Source organism: Streptomyces sp. PsTaAH-124 (assembly GCF_000373685.1).
GTDB lineage: Bacteria > Actinomycetota > Actinomycetes > Streptomycetales > Streptomycetaceae > Streptomyces > Streptomyces andamanensis.
In genome coordinates, this window is the sequence record NZ_KB892158.1 from 184,948 (window position 1) to 203,970 (window position 19,023).

21 protein-coding genes are annotated in these 19,023 nt (G+C 73.2%); 14 read left to right on the forward strand and 7 right to left on the reverse strand.

Going from position 1 to position 19,023, the window contains the following annotated elements; translation table 11 throughout:
- Window positions 1-13: 13 nt before the first annotated feature.
- On the reverse strand, window positions 14-1,033 hold the full coding sequence (locus B086_RS45260) for a hypothetical protein (protein ID WP_018564909.1): 1,020 nt from the start codon (window positions 1,031-1,033) through the stop codon (window positions 14-16).
- A gap of 291 nt (window positions 1,034-1,324) precedes the next feature.
- Here B086_RS45260 and purN point away from each other — a divergent pair, with 291 nt between their 5' ends.
- The gene (purN, locus tag B086_RS0102890; protein ID WP_018564910.1) at window positions 1,325-1,954 is read left to right on the forward strand and encodes a phosphoribosylglycinamide formyltransferase; all 630 of its coding nucleotides are present in this window, start codon (window positions 1,325-1,327) and stop codon (window positions 1,952-1,954) included.
- Window positions 1,951-3,516, forward strand: a complete 1,566-nt coding sequence (purH, locus tag B086_RS0102895) for a bifunctional phosphoribosylaminoimidazolecarboxamide formyltransferase/IMP cyclohydrolase (RefSeq protein WP_018564911.1) — start codon at window positions 1,951-1,953, stop codon at window positions 3,514-3,516. The genes purN and purH overlap by 4 nt, the downstream gene beginning before the upstream one ends.
- Before the next feature lie 3 nt (window positions 3,517-3,519).
- Here purH and B086_RS0102900 read toward each other — a convergent pair whose 3' ends face one another.
- A complete protein-coding gene (locus tag B086_RS0102900) occupies window positions 3,520-3,918 on the reverse strand; it encodes an ATP-binding protein (protein WP_018564912.1) in 399 nt (132 codons plus the stop codon).
- Window positions 3,915-4,124: a hypothetical protein gene (locus B086_RS0102905; protein WP_018564913.1), complete on the reverse strand. Its 210-nt coding sequence runs from the start codon at window positions 4,122-4,124 to the stop codon at window positions 3,915-3,917. The genes B086_RS0102900 and B086_RS0102905 overlap by 4 nt, the downstream gene beginning before the upstream one ends.
- Window positions 4,125-4,242: 118 nt before the next feature.
- Between B086_RS0102905 and B086_RS0102910 the strand changes: the two genes are divergently transcribed.
- Together B086_RS0102910 and B086_RS42410 are read left to right on the forward strand one after the other, a co-directional pair.
- On the forward strand, window positions 4,243-5,121 hold the full coding sequence (locus tag B086_RS0102910; RefSeq protein WP_018564914.1) for a helix-turn-helix domain-containing protein: 879 nt from the start codon (window positions 4,243-4,245) through the stop codon (window positions 5,119-5,121).
- Window positions 5,075-5,278: a DUF397 domain-containing protein gene (locus tag B086_RS42410; RefSeq protein ID WP_078530953.1), complete on the forward strand. Its 204-nt coding sequence runs from the start codon at window positions 5,075-5,077 to the stop codon at window positions 5,276-5,278. Before B086_RS0102910 ends, B086_RS42410 begins: the two co-directional genes overlap by 47 nt.
- Window positions 5,279-5,346: 68 nt before the next feature.
- Here B086_RS42410 and B086_RS0102915 read toward each other — a convergent pair whose 3' ends face one another.
- Window positions 5,347-5,820: a hypothetical protein gene (locus tag B086_RS0102915; protein ID WP_018564915.1), complete on the reverse strand. Its 474-nt coding sequence runs from the start codon at window positions 5,818-5,820 to the stop codon at window positions 5,347-5,349.
- A gap of 146 nt (window positions 5,821-5,966) precedes the next feature.
- On the opposite strand from B086_RS0102915, the gene B086_RS38985 reads away from it, so the two are divergent.
- Together B086_RS38985 and B086_RS0102925 are read left to right on the forward strand one after the other, a co-directional pair.
- Window positions 5,967-6,446, forward strand: a complete 480-nt coding sequence (locus B086_RS38985) for a MarR family winged helix-turn-helix transcriptional regulator (RefSeq protein WP_086024149.1) — start codon at window positions 5,967-5,969, stop codon at window positions 6,444-6,446.
- Between the two features lie 150 nt (window positions 6,447-6,596).
- A complete protein-coding gene (locus tag B086_RS0102925; RefSeq protein WP_018564917.1) occupies window positions 6,597-7,001 on the forward strand; it encodes an SgcJ/EcaC family oxidoreductase in 405 nt (134 codons plus the stop codon).
- Between the two features lie 41 nt (window positions 7,002-7,042).
- Here B086_RS0102925 and B086_RS0102930 read toward each other — a convergent pair whose 3' ends face one another.
- The 3 genes from B086_RS0102930 to B086_RS0102940 form a co-directional block, all read right to left on the reverse strand.
- Window positions 7,043-8,614: a serine/threonine protein kinase gene (locus tag B086_RS0102930; RefSeq protein ID WP_018564918.1), complete on the reverse strand. Its 1,572-nt coding sequence runs from the start codon at window positions 8,612-8,614 to the stop codon at window positions 7,043-7,045.
- Entirely contained in the window at window positions 8,611-9,381 is a 771-nt protein-coding gene (locus B086_RS0102935) for an FHA domain-containing protein (protein WP_018564919.1), read from the reverse strand. Before B086_RS0102935 ends, B086_RS0102930 begins: the two co-directional genes overlap by 4 nt.
- A 133-nt stretch (window positions 9,382-9,514) precedes the next feature.
- Window positions 9,515-10,078 (reverse strand): hypothetical protein, encoded by a 564-nt coding sequence (locus B086_RS0102940; RefSeq protein WP_018564920.1) that lies wholly within the window; start codon window positions 10,076-10,078, stop codon window positions 9,515-9,517.
- A 298-nt stretch (window positions 10,079-10,376) separates the two neighbouring features.
- Between B086_RS0102940 and B086_RS0102945 the strand changes: the two genes are divergently transcribed.
- From B086_RS0102945 to B086_RS0102980, 8 genes are all read left to right on the forward strand, one after another.
- Window positions 10,377-11,231 (forward strand): bifunctional methylenetetrahydrofolate dehydrogenase/methenyltetrahydrofolate cyclohydrolase, encoded by an 855-nt coding sequence (locus tag B086_RS0102945; protein WP_018564921.1) that lies wholly within the window; start codon window positions 10,377-10,379, stop codon window positions 11,229-11,231.
- Window positions 11,221-11,745 (forward strand): DUF3017 domain-containing protein, encoded by a 525-nt coding sequence (locus B086_RS0102950; protein ID WP_018564922.1) that lies wholly within the window; start codon window positions 11,221-11,223, stop codon window positions 11,743-11,745. The genes B086_RS0102945 and B086_RS0102950 overlap by 11 nt, the downstream gene beginning before the upstream one ends.
- 268 nt (window positions 11,746-12,013) lie before the next feature.
- Window positions 12,014-12,553, forward strand: a complete 540-nt coding sequence (locus B086_RS0102955; RefSeq protein ID WP_018564923.1) for a helix-turn-helix domain-containing protein — start codon at window positions 12,014-12,016, stop codon at window positions 12,551-12,553.
- Window positions 12,554-12,715: 162 nt separating this feature from the next.
- Window positions 12,716-14,083, forward strand: coding sequence for a helix-turn-helix domain-containing protein (locus tag B086_RS0102960; protein WP_018564924.1), 1,368 nt, complete (start codon window positions 12,716-12,718; stop codon window positions 14,081-14,083).
- Between the two features lie 479 nt (window positions 14,084-14,562).
- Entirely contained in the window at window positions 14,563-15,552 is a 990-nt protein-coding gene (locus B086_RS0102965; RefSeq protein WP_018564925.1) for a malate dehydrogenase, read from the forward strand.
- A 198-nt stretch (window positions 15,553-15,750) separates the two neighbouring features.
- Window positions 15,751-17,487 (forward strand): hypothetical protein, encoded by a 1,737-nt coding sequence (locus B086_RS0102970; RefSeq protein WP_026252039.1) that lies wholly within the window; start codon window positions 15,751-15,753, stop codon window positions 17,485-17,487.
- Entirely contained in the window at window positions 17,471-17,824 is a 354-nt protein-coding gene (locus B086_RS0102975) for a hypothetical protein (RefSeq protein ID WP_018564927.1), read from the forward strand. The genes B086_RS0102970 and B086_RS0102975 overlap by 17 nt, the downstream gene beginning before the upstream one ends.
- A gap of 59 nt (window positions 17,825-17,883) precedes the next feature.
- A complete protein-coding gene (locus tag B086_RS0102980; RefSeq protein WP_026252040.1) occupies window positions 17,884-18,834 on the forward strand; it encodes a hypothetical protein in 951 nt (316 codons plus the stop codon).
- The last annotated feature ends 189 nt before the right edge of the window (window positions 18,835-19,023 follow it).

Genomic DNA, 19,023 nt, shown 5'->3' on the forward strand with positions numbered 1-19,023 from the left:
GCGGCCCGCGGTCTCAGTCGTCCGTGCCGAGCATGCCCCGCAGCTCCTGCGGCAGATGCCGGTCGCAGGACTGCTGGGCCTGGTGCGTGAGCGAGTCGTTCACGCACGAGTAGTAGTCGCGGTAGACGAACTGCGCGGCGAAACCGGCCAGCACCAGGGCGAGGGCGAGGGACGCGGTGACCAGGCCGCTGATCGCCGCCGTGAGCTGCGGGCGGTTGCCCCCCGCACCGGTCCCCGCACCGGCCCCGGGACCCGCCTGGGGCACAGCCGGAGGCAGTTGCCCCTGCGGCGGAACCTGCCCGGGGACCTGCCCAGGCAGCTGTCCCGGCGCCTGACCCGGGAACGGGCCCGGAACCTGCGGCCGTCCCGCACCGCCCGCCGCCGGACCGGTCCCCGCTCCGGCACCGGCCCGGCGCGGCTCGGACCGCAGCGCGCTGATGCCCCAGTACAGGGCGAGCGCGCCGAGCAGCAGGGCGACGGGTGACCAGCCGAAGAGCACGAAGAAGACGGCCCACATACCGGCGAGCAGGGAGAAGCGGGCGCGGCGCTGGGCGGGGTCGGTCGGGTCCCAGCGCATGCCGGAGCCCCGGCCGGGACCGCCCGGACCGCCCGGTCCGCCGCCCGGCTGCTCGGGTCCCCCGGGACGCTGGGGCCGCTCGCCGAACCCGCCGGGGGAGCGGCCGGGCTGCCGGTCGCTCCACTGACTGCCCCAGGGAGACGGACCGCCACCGGGCCCCTGGCCCTGGCCCTGGCCGTGCCCTTGACCCTGGCCGTTCCCCTGTCCGGAGTCCTGGCCGCCCGGGTGCCGGGGCCGCCACGGCTGGTCGGGCGTGCCCTCGGCGGGCGGGGCGAAGGGATTGTCCTCGGGGGTACCGGGGGTACCGGGGGTGGTGCCGCCCCGGCCGCCGTCGTCGCCGCCCGAGGGCGCGTCCGGCGGTGTGGAGGGGCGCTCCCGCAGCAGCACGGTGCCGCGCTCCCCTCCCCGCGCCGACAGCGTTGGGAGGATGCGGAGGCGCAGGCTGCGGTCGGGCATCAAGTGAGCGTCTTCCCCTTGGTGAGTCACAACTGGTCGGACCGGTGTCCGGCACGTCCCTCACCCCTTGAACGCCCGGAGCGCACACTGCGTTCCCCGGGTGTCCCCGGCGCGTTCCCGTACCAGGCCGGTGCAGACGCTACCGCCCGGCCGCGCCCCCGTCCCACGGGGGCCGTCAGGAGTGCCGGTATCGTTGCTGGCGGTCGGCTGCTTCGTAGGGTTCCCCGTATCCGGGGACCCGAAGCATTCGTACGACCGTACAAGAACAGCTCCCCGAGAAAGGGCCCCACCGTGGCCGCCAAGCCCGTGGCCAAGCGCCTCGTCGTGCTGGTCTCCGGATCCGGCACCAACCTCCAGGCGCTCCTCGACGCGATCGCGGAGGCCGGAGCCGAGTCGTACGGCGCCGAGATCGTCGCCGTGGGCGCCGACCGCGACGGTATCGAGGGGCTGGCGCGCGCCGAGCGCGCCGGGCTGCCGGTCTTCGTGTGCCGGGTCAAGGACCACGCCACCCGCGACGAGTGGGACGCGGCGCTCGCCGAGGCGGTCGCCGCCCACGAGCCCGATCTCGTCGTCTCCGCCGGGTTCATGAAGATCGTGGGCAAGGAGTTCCTCGCGCGCTTCGGCGGGCGGTTCGTGAACACGCACCCGGCCCTGCTGCCCAGTTTCCCGGGAGCCCACGGCGTCCGTGACGCGCTCGCGTACGGCGCCAAGGTCACCGGTTGCACCGTCCACTTCGTCGACGACGGCGTCGACACCGGTCCGGTCATCGCCCAGGGCGTGGTCGAGATCCGGGACGAGGACGACGAGAGCGCGCTGCACGAGCGCATCAAGGAAGTCGAGCGAAGGCTGCTCGTCGAGGTCGTGAGCCGGCTCGCCCGCCACGGCTATCGCATCGAGGGACGAAAGGTAGTAATCCTGTGACCGCCGAGAGCAACAAGCGGCCCATCCGGCGCGCGCTCGTCAGCGTCTACGACAAGACCGGTCTGGAGGAGCTGGCCCGCGGGCTGCACGAGGCCGGGGTCGAACTCGTCTCCACCGGCTCGACCGCCGCGAGGATCGCCGCCGCCGGGGTGCCCGTCACCAAGGTCGAGGAGCTGACCGGCTTCCCCGAGTGCCTGGACGGCCGGGTCAAGACCCTGCACCCCAAGGTGCACGCGGGCATCCTCGCCGACCTGCGTCTCGACGACCACCGGCGCCAGCTCGACGAGCTGGGCGTGGAGCCCTTCGGTCTCGTCGTCGTCAACCTCTACCCGTTCCGCGAGACGGTCGCCTCCGGCGCGTCGCCCGACGAGTGCGTCGAGCAGATCGACATCGGCGGCCCCTCCATGGTGCGCGCCGCCGCCAAGAACCACCCCTCGGTCGCGGTCGTCACCAGCCCCGAGCGGTACGCCGACGTGCTCGCCGCGGTCCGCGACGGCGGCTTCGACCTGGCCGCCCGCAAGCGGCTGGCCGCCGAGGCGTTCCAGCACACCGCGTCCTACGACATCGCGGTGGCCGGCTGGTTCGCCGCGTCCTACGCGCCCGCCGACGACTCGGCCTTCCCCGAGTTCCTCGGCGCCACGCTGGAGCGCAAGAACACCCTGCGCTACGGCGAGAACCCGCACCAGCCCGCCGCGCTCTACACCGACGGCACCGGTGCCGGTCTCGCCGAGGCCGAGCAGCTGCACGGCAAGGAGATGTCGTACAACAACTACACGGACACGGACGCCGCCCGCCGTGCCGCGTACGACCACGACGAGCCGTGCGTGGCGATCATCAAGCACGCCAACCCGTGCGGCATCGCGACCGGCGCGGACGTCGCCGAGGCGCACCGCAAGGCGCACGCCTGCGACCCGGTCTCCGCCTACGGCGGTGTGATCGCCGTGAACCGGCCGGTCAGCAAGGAGCTGGCCGAGCAGGTCGCGGACATCTTCACCGAGGTCATCGTCGCCCCGGACTACGAGGACGGCGCGCTGGAGGCCCTCGCCAGGAAGAAGAACATCCGGGTGCTGAAGGCGCAGGGCGCGCCCTCCCACCCGGCCGAGGTCAAGCCCATCGACGGCGGTGCGCTGCTCCAGGTCACCGACCGGCTCCAGGCCGAGGGCGACGACCCGGCGCACTGGACGCTCGCCAGCGGCGAGGCCCTGTCCGCCGACGAGCTGGCCCAGCTCGCCTTCGCCTGGCGCGCCTGCCGGGCCGTCAAGTCCAACGCGATCCTCCTCGCCAAGGACAACGCCTCGGTCGGCGTCGGCATGGGCCAGGTCAACCGCGTCGACTCCTGCAAGCTCGCCGTCGAGCGGGCCGGTGAGGAGCGGGCGCGCGGTTCCTACGCCGCCTCGGACGCGTTCTTCCCCTTCCCGGACGGCCCCGAGATCCTGATCGCGGCCGGGGTGAAGGCGATCGTGCAGCCGGGCGGCTCGATCCGCGACGAGCAGGTCGTGGAGGCCGCGAAGAAGGCGGGCGTGACGATGTACTTCACCGGCACGCGCCACTTCTTCCACTGACCCTCACCCGCTTCCCGGGCCCAGGGGCACATCGCACCAGACGGTCTTGCCGTGGCCGTTCGGGGTGACGCCCCAGCGCAGCGCCACCGCGTCGAGGAGGAGGAGTCCGCGCCCGGACTCCTCCTCCTCGCCCGCGTCGCGCACCACCAGCCACGCGTGCGGCTCCCGGTCGCCCACCTCGACCCGGACCGGGCCGTCCGCCCCGTCCGGACACCGCACCCGTACGGACACGGGGGCGCCCTCCCCGACGTGCAGGATCACGTTCGACAGCAACTCGCTGACGCAGAGCTGCACATCGCCGCACGGCACACCCAGGTGCTCCCGCACCGCCCGGCGCACCTGCGCCACGGCCCTCGGGTGCGCGGCCAGTTCCAGTGCCAGCGGTGGCGGCGACGTCCTCACCCCGCCGCTCCCTTCCGCAGCGCGGCCGTCAGCGCCCGCGCGGTGGCCTGGTTGCAGTTCCCGAGCGCGACGAGCGGGGCGCTGTACGACGCGGCCAGCGACGGGAGTTCGAGTCCCAGCGAGGGCAGCGTGATGCCGTGCGCCATGAGCGCGGCGCGCAGTTCCGCCAAGTGGGCCTCGGCTTCCCTGATGTGGGGGTGCGGCACGGGCGTACACCTTTCTGTGTGCGATGCGTGACGAATGGCTCACACAGTGGCGTAACGCGGCGTACCGTGCCAGGGGTTCGGGTTGCGCACGGTGACTGGTAAACGGTGGTGATGAGCGATGCCCGCTCGCAAGGATCCCGACGCCTCGACGAGCGTCCCCTCCTTCTACGGCGCGGAGTTGCGCTTCAAGCGCGAGGCGGCGGGCCTCACGCTGGAGCAGTTGGCCGAGGGCAGCTTCCGGGGCATCTCGTTCCTGAGCCAGATCGAGCGGGGCGAGCGGCGGATGCCGCTGGATCTGGCCCGCCATGCGGACCAGCGGTTGGGCACGGACGGCTTTTTCGAGCGGCGCTGTGAAGACGCGGCGCGGGCGCGGCAAGTGGGCATCGCCGAGTACTTCGCGGACGTGGCGGAAATGGAGCAACGTGCGCTGAGCATCGAGGAGTGGGCGCCGACGCTCGTACCCGGCTTGTTGCAGAACGAGGCGTACGCGGCGACTGTCACACAGACGGCCATGCCCCGGGCGTCCGAGGAAGAGGTGACGGAGAAGGTCGTTGCCCGCATGAAACGGGCTCGGGTCTTCTCGGCCTCTGCTCCGCCCAAATTCTGGGTGACCATGGACGAGTCGGTTCTGCGGCGACGCGTACTGCCGCCTGCGGGCATGGCGGATCTGCTCCTTCACATCGCGGGGAGGATCCGGTCCACCCGGTCGATTCTTCAACTGGTTCCGGAATCCTCGGGCAGCCACCCGCTCATGATGGGCATGCTCAAGATCATGACCTTCGCCGACGCGCCCCCGGTCGTTTACACGGAAGCCCTGCACAGTGGTCAAGTCATCGACTATCCGGCGCTCGTGATGGACTATCGCGAGTCGTACGATCTGCTCAGGGCCGCCGCGTTGGCACCAGGGGCGTCCCTGGCCATGATCGAGGCAGCGGCAGAGGACTACAGCAATGAAGCCCACAAAGACGTCCGACCTGAGTGCGGCCCGCTGGCGTAGATCCAGCTACAGCAACGGCACAGGTGGTGACTGTGTGGAAACCACGTCCCACCTTGCACCTCTGGTCCCCGTCCGTGACTCCAAGAACCCCGCCGGTCCCGTCCTCCTCTTCCAGCGGAGTGCCTGGGTCCCGTTCCTCTCCGCGCTCAAGGACTGACCGCATGGCGATGGCCTCCGGCCCTCCCCCAGGAGGGGCCGGAGGCCATCGCCGTCAGGCGGCCCGGATCAGCAGGGGCGCAGGGACCAGATCGGGTCCCAGGTGGCCGTGCCCGCCTGGTAGGCGGTGGACGTCCAGCGGACGCTGCCGTCCTTGTTGAAGAACTTCGCCACCGTGCCCGGCGTCTGGTTGTTGGTGAAGGGACCGTTGCCGGTCCAGTTGTTCAGGTTCCAGGTCTGGCACTTGTAGAAGTCGAACTTCTGGCCGTTGACGAGCATGCAGAGGTGGCCGTAGGCGCAGTCCAGGTCCTTCTTCAGGGCGGCCCTGTTCCTGGGTGCGTCGGTGACGGTGAGGCCGTCGTACTTCACCGCCTCGGCGGTGACGCGGAGGGGCTCGGGATGCCCCGCCAGGACCTGCTCGGCCCGCTGCTGGAGGCCGGTCACCCGGGTGCCGGCCGGGTCGGACGCGGAGGCCGCGGCCGAGGTTCCGGCGAGCAGGGCGGTGGCCGCGACGAGCAGCGCGGCGGGCTTCTTCACGTTCACAGGTTCCCCCATGTGACGAAGGTGGTCGTACCGCCGAAGCGGAGTGGTCACACCGTGTCAGGCAGCCGTCACCATCGGTACCTCGGATGTCTCAGGGTCCCGGGCGGACCGGTCCGGTGGGAACGGCCGGCTGCTACGTTGCCCGGATGAGGAAAGGACCTGCCACGCGCAGTGCCGGGGCGGACGAGCCGCTCGGCTTCGTGATCGCCTCGGTGGGCAACGCGGCGGCTCTCGCGTTCGAGTCCGCCCTGGCCGTGGAGGGCCTGCACCCGCGGCACTTCGCCGTGCTGCGCGGGCTGCGGGACGGTGAGGAGCACAGCCAGCAGCAGCTCGCCTCCTCGCTGGGCATCCCGGCCAGCCGCCTGGTGGGGCTGCTCGCGCTGCTGATCGACCGGGAGCTGGTGGAGCGGCGCGAGTCGCCGGACGACGCCCGGGTGAAGCTGGTCCGCCTGCGGGAGGAGGGCCGGGCCGAACTGGAGCGGCTGATCCGGCTCGCGGGCGCCTCGGAGCGGCGGCTGACCGCGGGACTCACGGCCGGGGACAAGGCCGAACTGCGCCGCCTGCTCGGCATCGTCCACGCCAACGTCGCCGCCGAGCCCGGGGGGCGGCCCGCCCGGGTGTGGTGAGCGGCCGTCCGGCTCGGCTGTCGGGCACGGTTGTCCGGTTGGTGGCGGGCGAGGCTTGCGCAATTCGTTTCAGTGAGAATAGTTTCAGTGAGAACGAAATGATGGTGCGGCGCGGCGCCGCCGCACGGCACCCGACCACAGGAGACGGCGATGACGGTCACGAGTGACGACACGGTCGAGGAGTTCCTCGGCCGGATCCGGGACGCCTGGGACGCGGGGGACGCGACCGGCTACGCGGCGCAGTTCGCCGAGGACGCCTCGTACGTGATCTTCCTGGGGGACGCCCTGTTCGGGCGTGCCGCCATCGAGCGGACGCACCGCGAGGTGTTCGCCCGGTGGCAGAAGGGCACGCGCATGGCGGTCAGGCCGGTCGACGTGCGGCTGCCGGACGAGTCCACGGCGGTGGTCACCACCGTCGGCGGCATCGGCAGGCGCGGCCGGATCGGCTTCGACAAGTTCCAGACCTTCACGCTGCACCGCCGCGCGGGACGCTGGGAGTGCGTGGCGTTCCAGAACACGAGGATGAGCCGCCGGTCCCGGCGCGCCCACCGCTGAGGACGCCTCCGGCCGCAGGCGGTACCTCGGAGTTCTCAGGGTCACCTGCGGCCCGGGGGCGTGTACTCCTTGAGGTAGTGGGCGACGCGGGCGCAGTAGTCGCGGTACTTCGGGGGAACTCCGCCCGCGTCGTTCACCTTGCGGAACGAGGTCCGGTAGGCGGCGGCGATCAGGACGCGCCGGTCGCCGGGCAGGCCCGGGGCCAGGTTCGGGGCGATGAAGCACAGATAGCGGCCCATGGCCGGGATGGAGACGCGGGCCGGGAACGGCGGCCGGGGGACCGTCGCCTCCGGCTGTCCGTCCGGGCGGATCCACCAGCGCAGCACGCGCGGCGTCCAGCGGGCGATGCCGTACTCGTCCTTGGCGGGGTCGGACAGGTTGGGGTCGAAGTCGCTCTCCGCCTTCAGCATGGCGGCGACCAGCGCCGGGGTGACGTCCGCGTTCGGGCAGGCGTGCGCCGCGTCGACGATGAGGGGCCGGTAGGAGGGCGGTACGCCCTGGTCGGTACGGAGTTCGGGGGCGCCGTAGGTGGCGGGGGCGGCCGAGGTGCCGGGCAGCGCGGCGGAGGTCTCGGCGGGCGGCGGCTCGTGCGCCAGGGTGCCGATGCCGTAGCCGAGGGCGGCGACGGCGGCCGTGGCGAGCAGACCGCCGGTGAGCAGGCGGGTGCGGTGCGGGTGCCCGGCGGCGCGCGCGGGCAGCCGGGGCACGCGCGACGGGCGGGCGGTCCCGGCCGCGGCGGCGACCCGGCGCAGCAGGGCCTCGGTGCCGATCCGGTCGGCGTGCGTCCGGGTCAGGCAGAGCGGCAGCACCGCACGCCAGGCGTCCGGGAGTCCGGGGGACAGGCACAGGCCCGCCGCGCCCTGCGCGTAGGCGACGGCCGCGTCCCGGCGGGCGGTGGGGATGCCGCCGGGCAGCGGGAACGCGCCGGTGAGGGTCAGATGGGCGAGCACGCCGAACGCCCAGACGTCGGCGGACGGGCGGATCCGCCGCCCGCGCTCCCCGATCTCGGACCACAGCAGCTCGGGCGGGGTGTAGTCGGAGGTGGAGAAGCCGGGGGAGTAGGCGTGGGTGCCCTCCAGCTCGGCGGCCATGTTGAAATCGGCCAGCCGCGCCGAACCGTCCCGCATCAGCAGCACGTTGGCCGGTTTCAGGTCACCGTGCACCCAGCCGGCCCGGTGCAGCTGCGCCAGGCCCTCGCAGATCTGCGCGAGCAGCGCGGGCCCGGCGGCGGGCCGGGGACCCGCGGCGAGCAGCGCGGCGAGCGAGCCCTCCGCCTTCTCCAGCACGAGGACGGTGGCGCCGTCCAGGGCGGGACATTCGGGATCGTCCACGGTCAGCGTCTCGTACATCCGGATCAGCCGGGGGCGGCGCAGGCGGCGGTGCAACGCCACCTCCCGGTCCGCGAGTTCACGCAGATGAGTGAGGCGGCGCGGGGTGCCGGTGCCGGTCGGCAGGAACTTCAGGGCGGCGCTCTGCGGCAGCGGGCCGTGGCCGCCGCCGGTCCGCCGGGCCTCGTAGACGCTGCCGAAGGCGCCCGTCGCCAGGGGCCGCCGCACCTCCCAGACGCCCACCCGGTAGCCGCGCGGCACCGGCACGGCGTACGGCTCGGTCACCGCTCCACCGGGCCCGGGGCGGCCGGGAGCACCGTGCGGCCCGGCCCGGCCAGCACCACCAGGTCGTCCTCGCGCACCAGGTCGAAGCGGAGGGCGAGCGAGACCAGCGACTCCTTCTTGCCGTTGAGCCGCGGGCCGGACTCGGCGGTGTCCGGGCCGGGTTTGAGGCGCAGCTTCACGGCCAGGTAGTCGATGTTCCACTGCACCGAGGTGCGCGAGGCGGCCGGCCAGAGCGGGCGCAGCCGCTCCACGACCTGGTCGACGGTGGGCAGCGGTGCGTGCGGGTCGCCGCGCAGGCGCGGCTCGCACAGGGCGGCGAGCACCGCGAAGTAGCGCTTGGCGCGGTCCACGGAGAAGGCGGGCACGGTGGGTTCGCCGTCCGGGCCGCCCGCACCGTGCAGATAGTCGTGGCGCGGCGCCCACACCTCGATGGGCAGCAGGTCACCGGCGGCGGGCAGCACGATCCGGGAGAACTCGAAGGGCACCGGCGCGTCCAGGCGGCCCGGCCCCACCTTGATGTGCTCGCCCGCGCCCTCCGGGTTCTCCACGACGTAGGTCTGCCGGGCCGAGAGGTTGCTCAGTATCCAGAAGGCGCCGTGCGCGGTGATCCGTCCGGCCCGGCGGGAGACCCCGTCGTGCCCGATCACCAGGTCGTTGTCCGGGGCGGAGCGCCCGAAGGACAGATGGTCGCCGGGCGCCAGCCGCAGCTGGCCGCCGGTCCGCTCGTCCTCCGTGGTCGGCGGAGGTACCACGATGATGCTGTACAAGGTGCGTCTCCCCGTGCCTGACGGCTACGGATCCCAGACTAGGGCGACGCAGCGGGGCCGTGCCCGCCCTCGTGAGGGTGAGACACGGCCCCGGGGGTGAACGGCGGGAACCGCTCGGTACGACGGTCGGATCTCAGTAACGGGGGCGGTTGAACCACGCCTTGCCCTTGGAGCCGCCGACGAAGCAGGCGATCAGGATGGCGAGGACCAGGTGCACGATGCCCACCAGGGTGAACGGGTACAGGCCGAGCACCGCCGTGATGATGCCGAAGACCAGGATGGTGATCCGCACGCCGTTGCCGCCGGAGGTGAACTTGGTGGCCAGCACGGCCGCGAGCACACCCCAGACCACCGCGAAGACCACCAGCGCCCACAGCTTGCCGGTCGAGTAGTCGGCGATCTGCTGGAAGGCGGAGTTGTCCTTGAGGCTGTCGTCCTTCTGGGCGGCGTTGATGGTCGCGGCCGAGACGGCGAACAGGCCCGCGCCGATCACCTGGAGACCGACGATCACCCAGAGCATCACACGGGCGGCGCTCACATTGCCCGGCATGGTCAGGGGGGCGCCGCCGTAGGGCTGCTGGCCCAGCGGCGGGGCCTGCGGGTAGCCGTAGCCGGGGGCCTGGCCCGGCTGCTGCGGCTGGCCGTAGCCGGGCTGCTGCGGGGCGCCGTAGGGGTTGTTCGGGTCGCCGTAACTCATGGCGGTGGTTCCTCCGTGGATCAAGTGCGGGGACGACGCGCGGCACCGTACGGAGGAGAGTTCTACAGAAAGCGGTCCGTCCCCCCGATGAGCTGCCCGCGGCACTGTGCCGTCCATCGTTCTTGACCGAATGCTTACTTGTCCAGTCGTATCCGGCGGGTGTTGTGCAAGTGCAACATCACTGATCATGGACGCGACGGGCAGGTGGACGGCGGGGGGTGCGGATGCGAACGGCGCCGCCGCCCGGTTCGGCACACCGGATTGGAACAGCGGGCGGGTCATCCGCGAGGATGGGGCCATGACCGCCCAGATTCTCGATGGCAAGGCCACCGCAGCCGCGATCAAGTCCGATCTGACCGCCCGGGTGGCGGCGCTGAAGGAGAAGGGCGTCACGCCCGGCCTCGGCACGATCCTGGTCGGGGACGACCCCGGCAGCCGCAAGTACGTCGCGGGCAAGCACCGCGACTGCGCCGAGGTCGGCATCTCCTCCCTCCAGCGCGAGCTGCCCGCCACCGCCTCCCAGGAGGAGATCGAGGCGGCCGTCCGCGAGCTGAACGAGGACCCGGCCTGCACCGGCTACATCGTCCAACTGCCGCTGCCCAAGGGCATCGACGAGAACCGCATCCTCGAACTGATGGATCCGGACAAGGACGCCGACGGGCTGCACCCGATGAACCTCGGCCGCCTCGTCCTCAACGAGCCCGCCCCGCTGCCCTGCACCCCCAACGGCGTACTGACCCTGCTGCGCCGCCACGGCGTGGAGATCAAGGGCGCCGAGGTCGTGGTCGTCGGACGCGGGGTGACCATCGGCCGCCCGATGCCGCTGCTGCTCACCCGGCGCAGCGAGAACGCCACGGTCACCCAGTGCCACACCGGCACCCGCGACCTGTCCGCCCACCTCAAGCGGGCCGACATCATCGTGGCCGCGGCCGGTTCCCCGCACCTGATCCGCGCGGAGGACGTCAAGCCGGGTGCCGCCGTGCTCGACGTGGGCGTCTCCCGCAACGCCGAGGGCAAGATCGTCGGCGATGTGCACCCGGACGTCGCCGAGGTGGCCGGCTGGCTCTCCCCGAACCCCGGTGGTGTCGGTCCGATGACCCGGGCCCAGCTGCTGGTCAACGTGGTCGAGGCGGCGGAGCGCAGTGTCGGCTGAGGCGAGCGGCACCGTACGCGGCAGGCTGCGCCGGGCGGGCCGGGGGCGGACCGGCCAGGAGCCGGGCGGCCCGGACGGAAGCGGCGGGTCCGGTGGCGCGGCCGGGAAGGGGCGCCGCCCGCGCGGCACGCGCCGCTTCCCGCTGTTCACCCGGGACACCGCGCGCCCCGAGGGCGGCGGCCGGGCCGCTCCCGGCGACGCCCCGGCGCCCGCCCGGCAGTGGCCGCTGCTGTCCGTCCTGATCACGGTCGGCGTCGGCCTGCTGGTGATCGCCCTGGACGCGTTCCGGGTGGGGCTGCTGCTGGTCGGCATCGGACTGCTGGGCGGCGCCGTGCTGCGCTGGCTGCTGCCCCGGGTCGGCATGCTCGCCGTCCGCTCCCGCTTCACGGACATCGTCACCTACGGCGTCCTGGGCCTGGCCGTCGTGCTGCTGGCGCTGATGGCCCAGCCCCGGCCGTGGCTGGAGATCCCGTTCCTGGACGACGTTCTGCACTACACCGTACGCAACCGCTGACGCGGTTCCCGCATCATCCTGAGTAGCGTGACGGCGGCCCATCCTCTCCCCCGAGTAAGGACGGGCCGCCGCCGGGATCAACCCTGCTCCACGGGGAACAGGCGTTCAACGCCTGTCTGTGCGCTGTGGCACGGAAGTGACCGTTCCGCTACGGTGTCCGCGCTTCGCCACAGCCATGTCCATGACCGGCGTGGGAACCGGCCGGTGCGCCGTCGTCGTCACTCGCCGCGAGGCGGGCCCCCGTGGCCGCCGGGAGGTGAGGTGAGCGATGGGCGCCTGGCAGCCGTTGCCGGACGATCTGCCGCCGGAGGTACGGCATTTCGTGGAGCAACTGCGGCTGCTCAAGGACGGGACCGGGCTCAGCCTGGTCGCGCTCGGCGCGCGCACCGCGTACAGCAAGTCGTCCTGGCAGCGCTATCTCAACGCCACCCAGCCCCCGCCCCGGCAGGCGGTCGCCGCCCTGTGCCGGGTCGCGGGCCTGACCGGAGCGGACGCCGAACGGCACACCGTGCGCTGGGAGATGGCCGTCAAGGTCTGGCCCCGGACGGCGCCGCTGGCCGCACCGCTGGCGGCGCCCGCGCCCGCTTCCGTGCCGGTCGCGGTTCCGGTGCCGCAGGGGCGGGACACGCCGGACGGCGAGGTGCGCGAGGGCTACGAGGAGGTGCCCACCGTGCCCTGGTGGGACCGGCCCGAGGGCTTGGACGAGCGGCGGCGCGGCCGGCCCGGCGGGCGCCTGCTGCTGTACGCCCTCGCGCTGCTCGCCGCGCTGCTGGTGACCGTGGTCGTGGGCGCCGTCGCGCTGGGCTGAGCGGCGGCCGGAGTCGCCCGGGGACGGGGATGTGACGACAGGCCCTGGCGTGGACAATCAGCGTGTACGGCGGTGTGTCCGCGTCCTCCGCACGGGCACCGCACAGGCGCCGTGCGGGGAAGAGCCGGTACGTACCGGGGAAAGAAGAGGGGGAGAGCAGCGATGCCTCGCTGGAAGGCCCTGCCCGAGGAACTGGACCCGCAGGTCAAGGAGTTCGCGGGCCAGTTGCGTCGGCTCGTGGACCGGAGCGGGCTGAGCGTCGCCGCGCTCGCCGACCGCACGGGCTACAGCAAGACGTCCTGGGAACGCTATCTGGGCGGGCGGCTGCTGGCGCCCAAGGGCGCGGTGATCGCCCTCGCCGAGGTGACCGGCACCGACCCGGTCCACCTCACCACCATGTGGGAGCTGGCCGAACGCGCCTGGAGCCGCGCGGAACTGCGCCACGACCGCACCATGGAGGCCATCCGCGTCGCCCAGGCCCGCGTCGCCCTGGAGGAGGAGCCGCCCGGCACACCGGCGCCGGACGCCACCGCCGCGACCAGGCTGCCCGCTCCGGGCGTCGCGGGCCCGGCGGGCGTGTCCCCCACGGTGCCGCCGCAGCCGACCGCGTCGGACGCGGACGCCCGCGAGGACGCGCGGAGCGGGGCCCGGAAGGGGACCGAAAAGCCCGGGGCGGACGCGAAGAAGGCGAAGAACCAGAAGGACCAGAAGGACCAGGAAAAAGAAGAGAAAGAAGAGAAAAAAGAAGAGGAGGAGCGGAAGGCCCCGACGGTCAACTCGTGGGGGCTGGCCGGGTACCGGGGCCCGGCGCCGATGGGCGTCCGCCCGGCCGGGCCCGCGGCGGCGGTGCCCGCCGGGCCGGGTGGCGCGAGCGGCCCCGTACGTCGCCCGGACAGCGCCACCCCCGGCAGCGGCACACCGGCCGTGGCCCCACCGGGACCGCCGGGACCGCCGGGACAGCCGGGCGCGGCCATGGGCCCGGCGGGCGCCGCGAACGCCGTACCGTCCCCGCCCGCCCCGGCCACCGGCGGCGGCTTCCGGCGCCAGTTGGCGATGTTCCTCGCGGGCATGCTCACGACGCTCGCGGTGATCGGCGGCGTCCTGTACTTCACGGGCGGCGACGGCGGGAAGAAGACGGCGGGCGCGACCGGTTCGCCCTCGCCCTCGGCCACCACCCGGCCGAGCCCGCCGCCCGGCGTGAAGTGCGTGGCCGACGGCTGCACCGGCAAGGACGCCCAGGCGATGGGGTGCAGCAGCGGCGGTCTGGGCACCACGGACCGCAGCGTCACCATCGGCAACGCTCTCGTCGAGGTCCGCTACAGCAAGACCTGCGGCGCCGCCTGGGGCCGGGTCGTCCGGGCCGGGCAGGGCGACGAGATCCGGATCACGGTCGGCGCGCACACGGAGCGGGACACGGTCCCGGCCACGGGCGGCGGCATCGCGTACACGCCGATGGTGGCCGTCGCGGACGCCACCGGCGCGCGGGCGTGCGTGACGCTGGCGTCGGGCCAGAAGGGGTGCACGGAGTAGCGGGTGCGCGGGGCGGAGGCGGTTCCGCGCGGCACGGCGTGGCGCGGCGCAGCGTGGCACGGCTCGGCTCGTGAAGGAGCCGCACCGGTACGGAAAAGAAACCGGGTGCGGTGCGCATGAGGCCCGCCGTCCGGGGCACGTGGACCGTACCCCCACGGGAGTCCGGTGCTCCGGTACCCCCATTCGGCGGCCGTTCCGTCTCTCCCTCTCCCGGACGGACCGGCCGCCTCCCGTGTGTTCCCCGCGTGTTCCCCGCCGGTGACCGGCTCACTCTGTGGGACGGGCCACAGGGGGCCGGACGTCCGGCATGCCGGATGCGCGATAGCCTGATCGCTGGATCTCTCTTGACGCCAAGAGATCGATCATCCGTACGCGTGATCGATCACCGTGGCGGACGTCCGGTCTCCGCGGCCGGTCGCGGGGATCCCCGCACCCCGGGGCAGGGACGCCCCGACCGCCAGCTGTCTACGGAGAACGCCATGACCCGCACTCCCGTGAACGTCACCGTCACCGGCGCGGCCGGCCAGATCGGTTACGCCCTGCTCTTCCGCATCGCCTCCGGCCAGCTGCTCGGCGCGGACGTGCCGGTCAAGCTGCGGCTCCTGGAGATCACCCCGGCCCTGAAGGCCGCCGAGGGCACGGCCATGGAGCTGGACGACTGCGCGTTCCCGCTGCTCCAGGGCATCGACATCTCGGACGACCCGAACGTCGCCTTCGACGGCACCAACGTCGCCCTGCTCGTCGGCGCCCGCCCGCGCACCAAGGGCATGGAGCGCGGCGACCTGCTGGAGGCCAACGGCGGCATCTTCAAGCCGCAGGGCAAGGCCATCAACGACCACGCCGCGGACGACGTCAAGGTCCTGGTCGTCGGCAACCCGGCGAACACCAACGCGCTGATCGCCCAGGCCGCCGCCCCGGACGTACCGGCCGAGCGCTTCACCGCGATGACCCGCCTCGACCACAACCGCGCGCTGACCCAGCTCGCGAAGAAGACGGGCACCACGGTCGCCGACATCAAGCGCCTGACCATCTGGGGCAACCACTCCGCCACCCAGTACCCGGACATCTTCCACGCCACGGTCGCCGGCAAGAACGCCGCCGAGGCCGTCAACGACGAGAAGTGGCTGGCCGAGGACTTCATCCCGACCGTCGCCAAGCGCGGCGCCGCCATCATCGAGGCCCGCGGCGCCTCGTCGGCCGCCTCCGCCGCCAACGCCGCCATCGACCATGTGCACACCTGGGTCAACGGCACCGCCGAGGGCGACTGGGTCTCCATGGGCATCCCCTCGGACGGCTCCTACGGCGTCCCGGAGGGCCTGATCTCGTCCTTCCCCGTCACCACCAAGGACGGCGTGTACGAGATCGTCCAGGGCCTGGAGATCAACGAGTTCTCCCGCGCCCGCATCGACGCCTCCGTGCAGGAGCTGGCGGAGGAGCGCGAGGCGGTCCGCGCCCTCGGCCTCATCTGAGCCACCGCACCCGCGCACGGGCCCCGTTCCGGTTCGACCGGAGCGGGGCCCGCGTGCGTCCCGGCCGGACACGGTGTGGTTCGCGCCACTGCGGCATCCTCTTGACTGTTCGCTTCCCCTGTGGCTCGCCCGCCCCCTATGCTGATGGCCCATCAGTGTCACGCGCAGTGATGACCGTTCACACCTCGGGGGAGCCACGTGAACACCGTGTCCGTGCCGCCACAGCCGCATCCGGCGCCTCCTGACGCGCCCCCGCCCGTGCCGCCGCACGCGAGCGAGGCCACCCGGCTGCTGTGCGCGGGGACCTATCTGGACCCCGCCTACCGGGACCGCGTGATCGAGGAACTGCACCTCAACGAACAGCGCCTGGTGGCCCCTTCCCTCGGCTTCGACGCGGCCCGCGTCCTCGCGCACGCGCTGCGCGCCCGCCGTACGGAGGTCGGGTGGGCCGCCGGGATCGTGGGACTGTGGATCGTCGGCTGGCCGCTGACCGGCGGGGTGATGGTGGCGTATCTGCTGCCCAGTCTGCTGCTCGCGATGGGCGTGGCCGCCCGCGGCGAGGACCCGAGCGCACCGGCGCAGCGCCGGGCCATGGCCGCCGCCCTGCGCTGGCTGGGCCGGCTGGTGTTCGCCCTCTTCCTGCTCGCCACCGTGGTCGCCGCCTTCTCCAGCGAGCGGGACACCTACGAGGCGACCGGCTTCAAGAGCTTCCTGCTGGGCCTGCTGCCCGCCCTGTCCCGGCTGGCGGGCGGCCACGACCGGATGACGGCGCTCCAGGCGTGGCTCGCGCTGGTGCTGTTCCTGGCCGTCGCCGTGGCCGCGGGCGTCCAGCGCAGCCAGTTCGCCCGCGCGCTCGGCGGCGAACTGGCCCCGGACCGCTTCCCGGACGCCGCCTCCGACCCGGCGGAGCGCGCCGACGACCCGCGCTTCCAGCGGCTCAAGGAGCGCATCCGGCTCGAACAGCACGCCCCGCTGGTGATGTACCGCGAGTCCCGCCCGTTCTGCGGCGCGGGCCGGGCGTATGACACCTGGGTGCTCGCCGTCGAGATGCGCCCCGTCGAGGGCCGTACACCGCGCCCGCTGCGCAACCGCACGGTCCTGGACACCGTACGGCCGCTCCTGGAGGGGCTGCGGCTGCCCCCGGAGTACGCGGGGCACACCGTGCGCGACCGGCTGCGCTGGCTGGAGCTGGACGAGTGCGTGTTCCTGCCCGCCGAGGGGCTGTCCCTGCGGCAGGACGCCCCCTACAGCCAGGAGGCGTTCGAGGAGCACCGGGACCGCGCCGTCGAGGAGGGCGCCGAGAAGCGGCGGCACTTCCTGCGGGTGCGGGTCGGCGGCTGGGAGGAGGAACTGGTCGTCACCGTGTACATCCGGGTGCACACCCAGGGGCGCATGCTCATGCTGGAGATCGCCCCGCATGTGCTGATGCCGGTCCGCGAGGACTTCAAGGACGCCGACCGCACGGCCCACCGGTTCCGCGCCAACGGCTGGCTCGGCATGGCGACCTGGGCCGCCGGACAGGTGCCCCTGTCGGTGACGAGTTCCTTCCTCACCCTGTGCCGGGCGGCGGGCCACGCCTGGCAACTGCTCACCGGCGGCTACGCGGACGCCCTGCCCGACGGCCCGGCGCTGTCCGTACGGGAACTGGGCGCCGCCGACTCCGGATCGACCTTCCAGCAGATGGACGTCGACCGCTATCTGCGCAGCGTCCAGGACCGTATCGCCCAGGGCGTCCGCACGGCCCTGTCCGAACACGGCTACCAGACCGGCGAGTTCGTGCAGAAGGTCGTCAACATCAGCAACGGCGGGGTGCACATCGACTCCGTCGCCCAGAGCACGTTCGCCATCGGCACGCACGCGCGGGCCGGATCCTCGGCGACCACCGGCGGTTTCGCGCCGCAGAAGGGAAACAGCCACGATGACCACGGCCGATGAGCCCGGCGTCAGTATCGGCGACGTCTCGCACAGCACGTTCGCCGTCGGCAGCCACGCGCACGCCGAGAGCCACCACGCGGCGGCCCCGCGCGACGCGGCGGCCGAGGAACTGCTCACCGCGGTCCGGGAGTTGCGGGCCGATCTGCAACGGGTCCGGGCGAGCGACAGCAGCCGGGACCTGGACGCGGCCCTGGCCGACACCGAGGACGAGATCACCCGTACCGGGAGCGCGGGGGAGAGCAGGCGGCAGCGGCTGCGCGAACTGCTCGCCGACGCCCAGTCGGTGCTGGCCGTCTTCGCCTCGGCCGGATCGGTGGCCGGACTGCTCGGCATGTGACCTGCCGGGCGGCCCGCCCGGACGGCAGACACGGACGGGGGAAGGAGAACACGGTGGTGATGCACGGGGGCGGCCGGTACTGGAACGAGGAGACCCAGCGCTGGGAGAACGGCAGGCGGGGTGCGCCCGTGGCGACGTCACCGCCGCCTGCCCGGCCCGACCACGCACCGGACGTGCCGGTGCCGGGACCGGTCCGGGACCCGGACGCGCCCACCGGCCGGTGGACCGTGTCCGGACCGCCGTCCGCACCGGCCGTGTCCGGCGTCCACGGCCACCGCAGACTGTGGACGGCGGCGGCCGCGGCCGCCGGGACCGGCGTCGTCGCCCTGGTGGTGACGCTGAGCCTGGGCGGCGGGAGCGACGACGACAAGGTCGCGCCGGCCGTGGACGTGTCCACCCCGGCCGTGGACATGTCCACCCCGGCCTCCTGGCCCGAGCCGTCGTGGTCCACGGACGTCTCCGGCGGGACGGTCACCGGCGGCCAGGAGCCGGATCCGGCCACGCAAGCGGCCACGGCGGAGCCCCCCGCCGGGTACGCCGTCCGCGACGACCCGGAGGGCTTCAGGATCGCCGTGCCCGACGGCTGGGAACGCCGCACGGTCGCTTCCCAGTTCGGCATCGACATCGTCAACTACCGCAGCGGCTCGGGCCACCGGCGGATCCAGGTCTACCAGGTGGCGGAGGACTCGCCCGACGCCTCCTTCACGCTCTACCTCTCCGACGCGGTCCCCAAGCCCTCCGGCTTCCGGGCGCTGGCCCTGGACCACGTGCAGACGGACGGGGTGAGCGGCACGCGTCTGGAGTACGTCGCCGACTCGCTCAAGGGCCAGCCGGACATCGGCACCTGGCACGTCTACGACGAGCGGTTCGCGGCCGCCGACGGCAAGGTCTACGCCATCGCCTCCTACGGGCCCGACTCGGACAGCGGGGGCGGCGCGCTGGCCGCTCTCACCACGGCGCTGGGCTGGTTCTGCCCGCCGGGCGCGGTGTGCCCGGCGCCCACCGGCTGAGCCCCGCCGCCGTGTCCGCAGCGGTGGTGCCCGCCGCGCGTTTTGTGCCCGTAAGCGGCCAAGATCCGTGACACGCGGCACGTTCACCCGCCGATCACGCATGGGAGCCGGGGGAAGAGGGCAGATGCCCCCGGCCCCGGGGGTGGCATCCGCGTCACCCCGGCGACGGTGAGGGAGCGGAAGGCAGTG

What these genes read in the sequence shown, in the direction of transcription:
- B086_RS45260 (WP_018564909.1), bottom strand. Translation starts at nt 1,033, where the DNA reads ATGCCCGACCGCAGCCTGCGCCTCCGCATCCTCCCAACGCTGTCGGCG.
- B086_RS0102910 (WP_018564914.1), top strand. Translation starts at nt 4,243, where the DNA reads ATGCCCGCTCGCAAGGATCCCGACGCCTCGACGAGCGTCCCCTCCTTC.
- B086_RS42410 (WP_078530953.1), top strand. Translation starts at nt 5,075, where the DNA reads ATGAAGCCCACAAAGACGTCCGACCTGAGTGCGGCCCGCTGGCGTAGA.
- B086_RS38985 (WP_086024149.1), top strand. Translation starts at nt 5,967, where the DNA reads ATGAGGAAAGGACCTGCCACGCGCAGTGCCGGGGCGGACGAGCCGCTC.
- B086_RS0102925 (WP_018564917.1), top strand. Translation starts at nt 6,597, where the DNA reads ATGACGGTCACGAGTGACGACACGGTCGAGGAGTTCCTCGGCCGGATC.
- B086_RS0102940 (WP_018564920.1), bottom strand. Translation starts at nt 10,078, where the DNA reads ATGAGTTACGGCGACCCGAACAACCCCTACGGCGCCCCGCAGCAGCCC.
- B086_RS0102945 (WP_018564921.1), top strand. Translation starts at nt 10,377, where the DNA reads ATGACCGCCCAGATTCTCGATGGCAAGGCCACCGCAGCCGCGATCAAG.
- B086_RS0102955 (WP_018564923.1), top strand. Translation starts at nt 12,014, where the DNA reads ATGGGCGCCTGGCAGCCGTTGCCGGACGATCTGCCGCCGGAGGTACGG.
- B086_RS0102960 (WP_018564924.1), top strand. Translation starts at nt 12,716, where the DNA reads ATGCCTCGCTGGAAGGCCCTGCCCGAGGAACTGGACCCGCAGGTCAAG.
- B086_RS0102965 (WP_018564925.1), top strand. Translation starts at nt 14,563, where the DNA reads ATGACCCGCACTCCCGTGAACGTCACCGTCACCGGCGCGGCCGGCCAG.
- B086_RS0102975 (WP_018564927.1), top strand. Translation starts at nt 17,471, where the DNA reads ATGACCACGGCCGATGAGCCCGGCGTCAGTATCGGCGACGTCTCGCAC.
- B086_RS0102980 (WP_026252040.1), top strand. Translation starts at nt 17,884, where the DNA reads ATGCACGGGGGCGGCCGGTACTGGAACGAGGAGACCCAGCGCTGGGAG.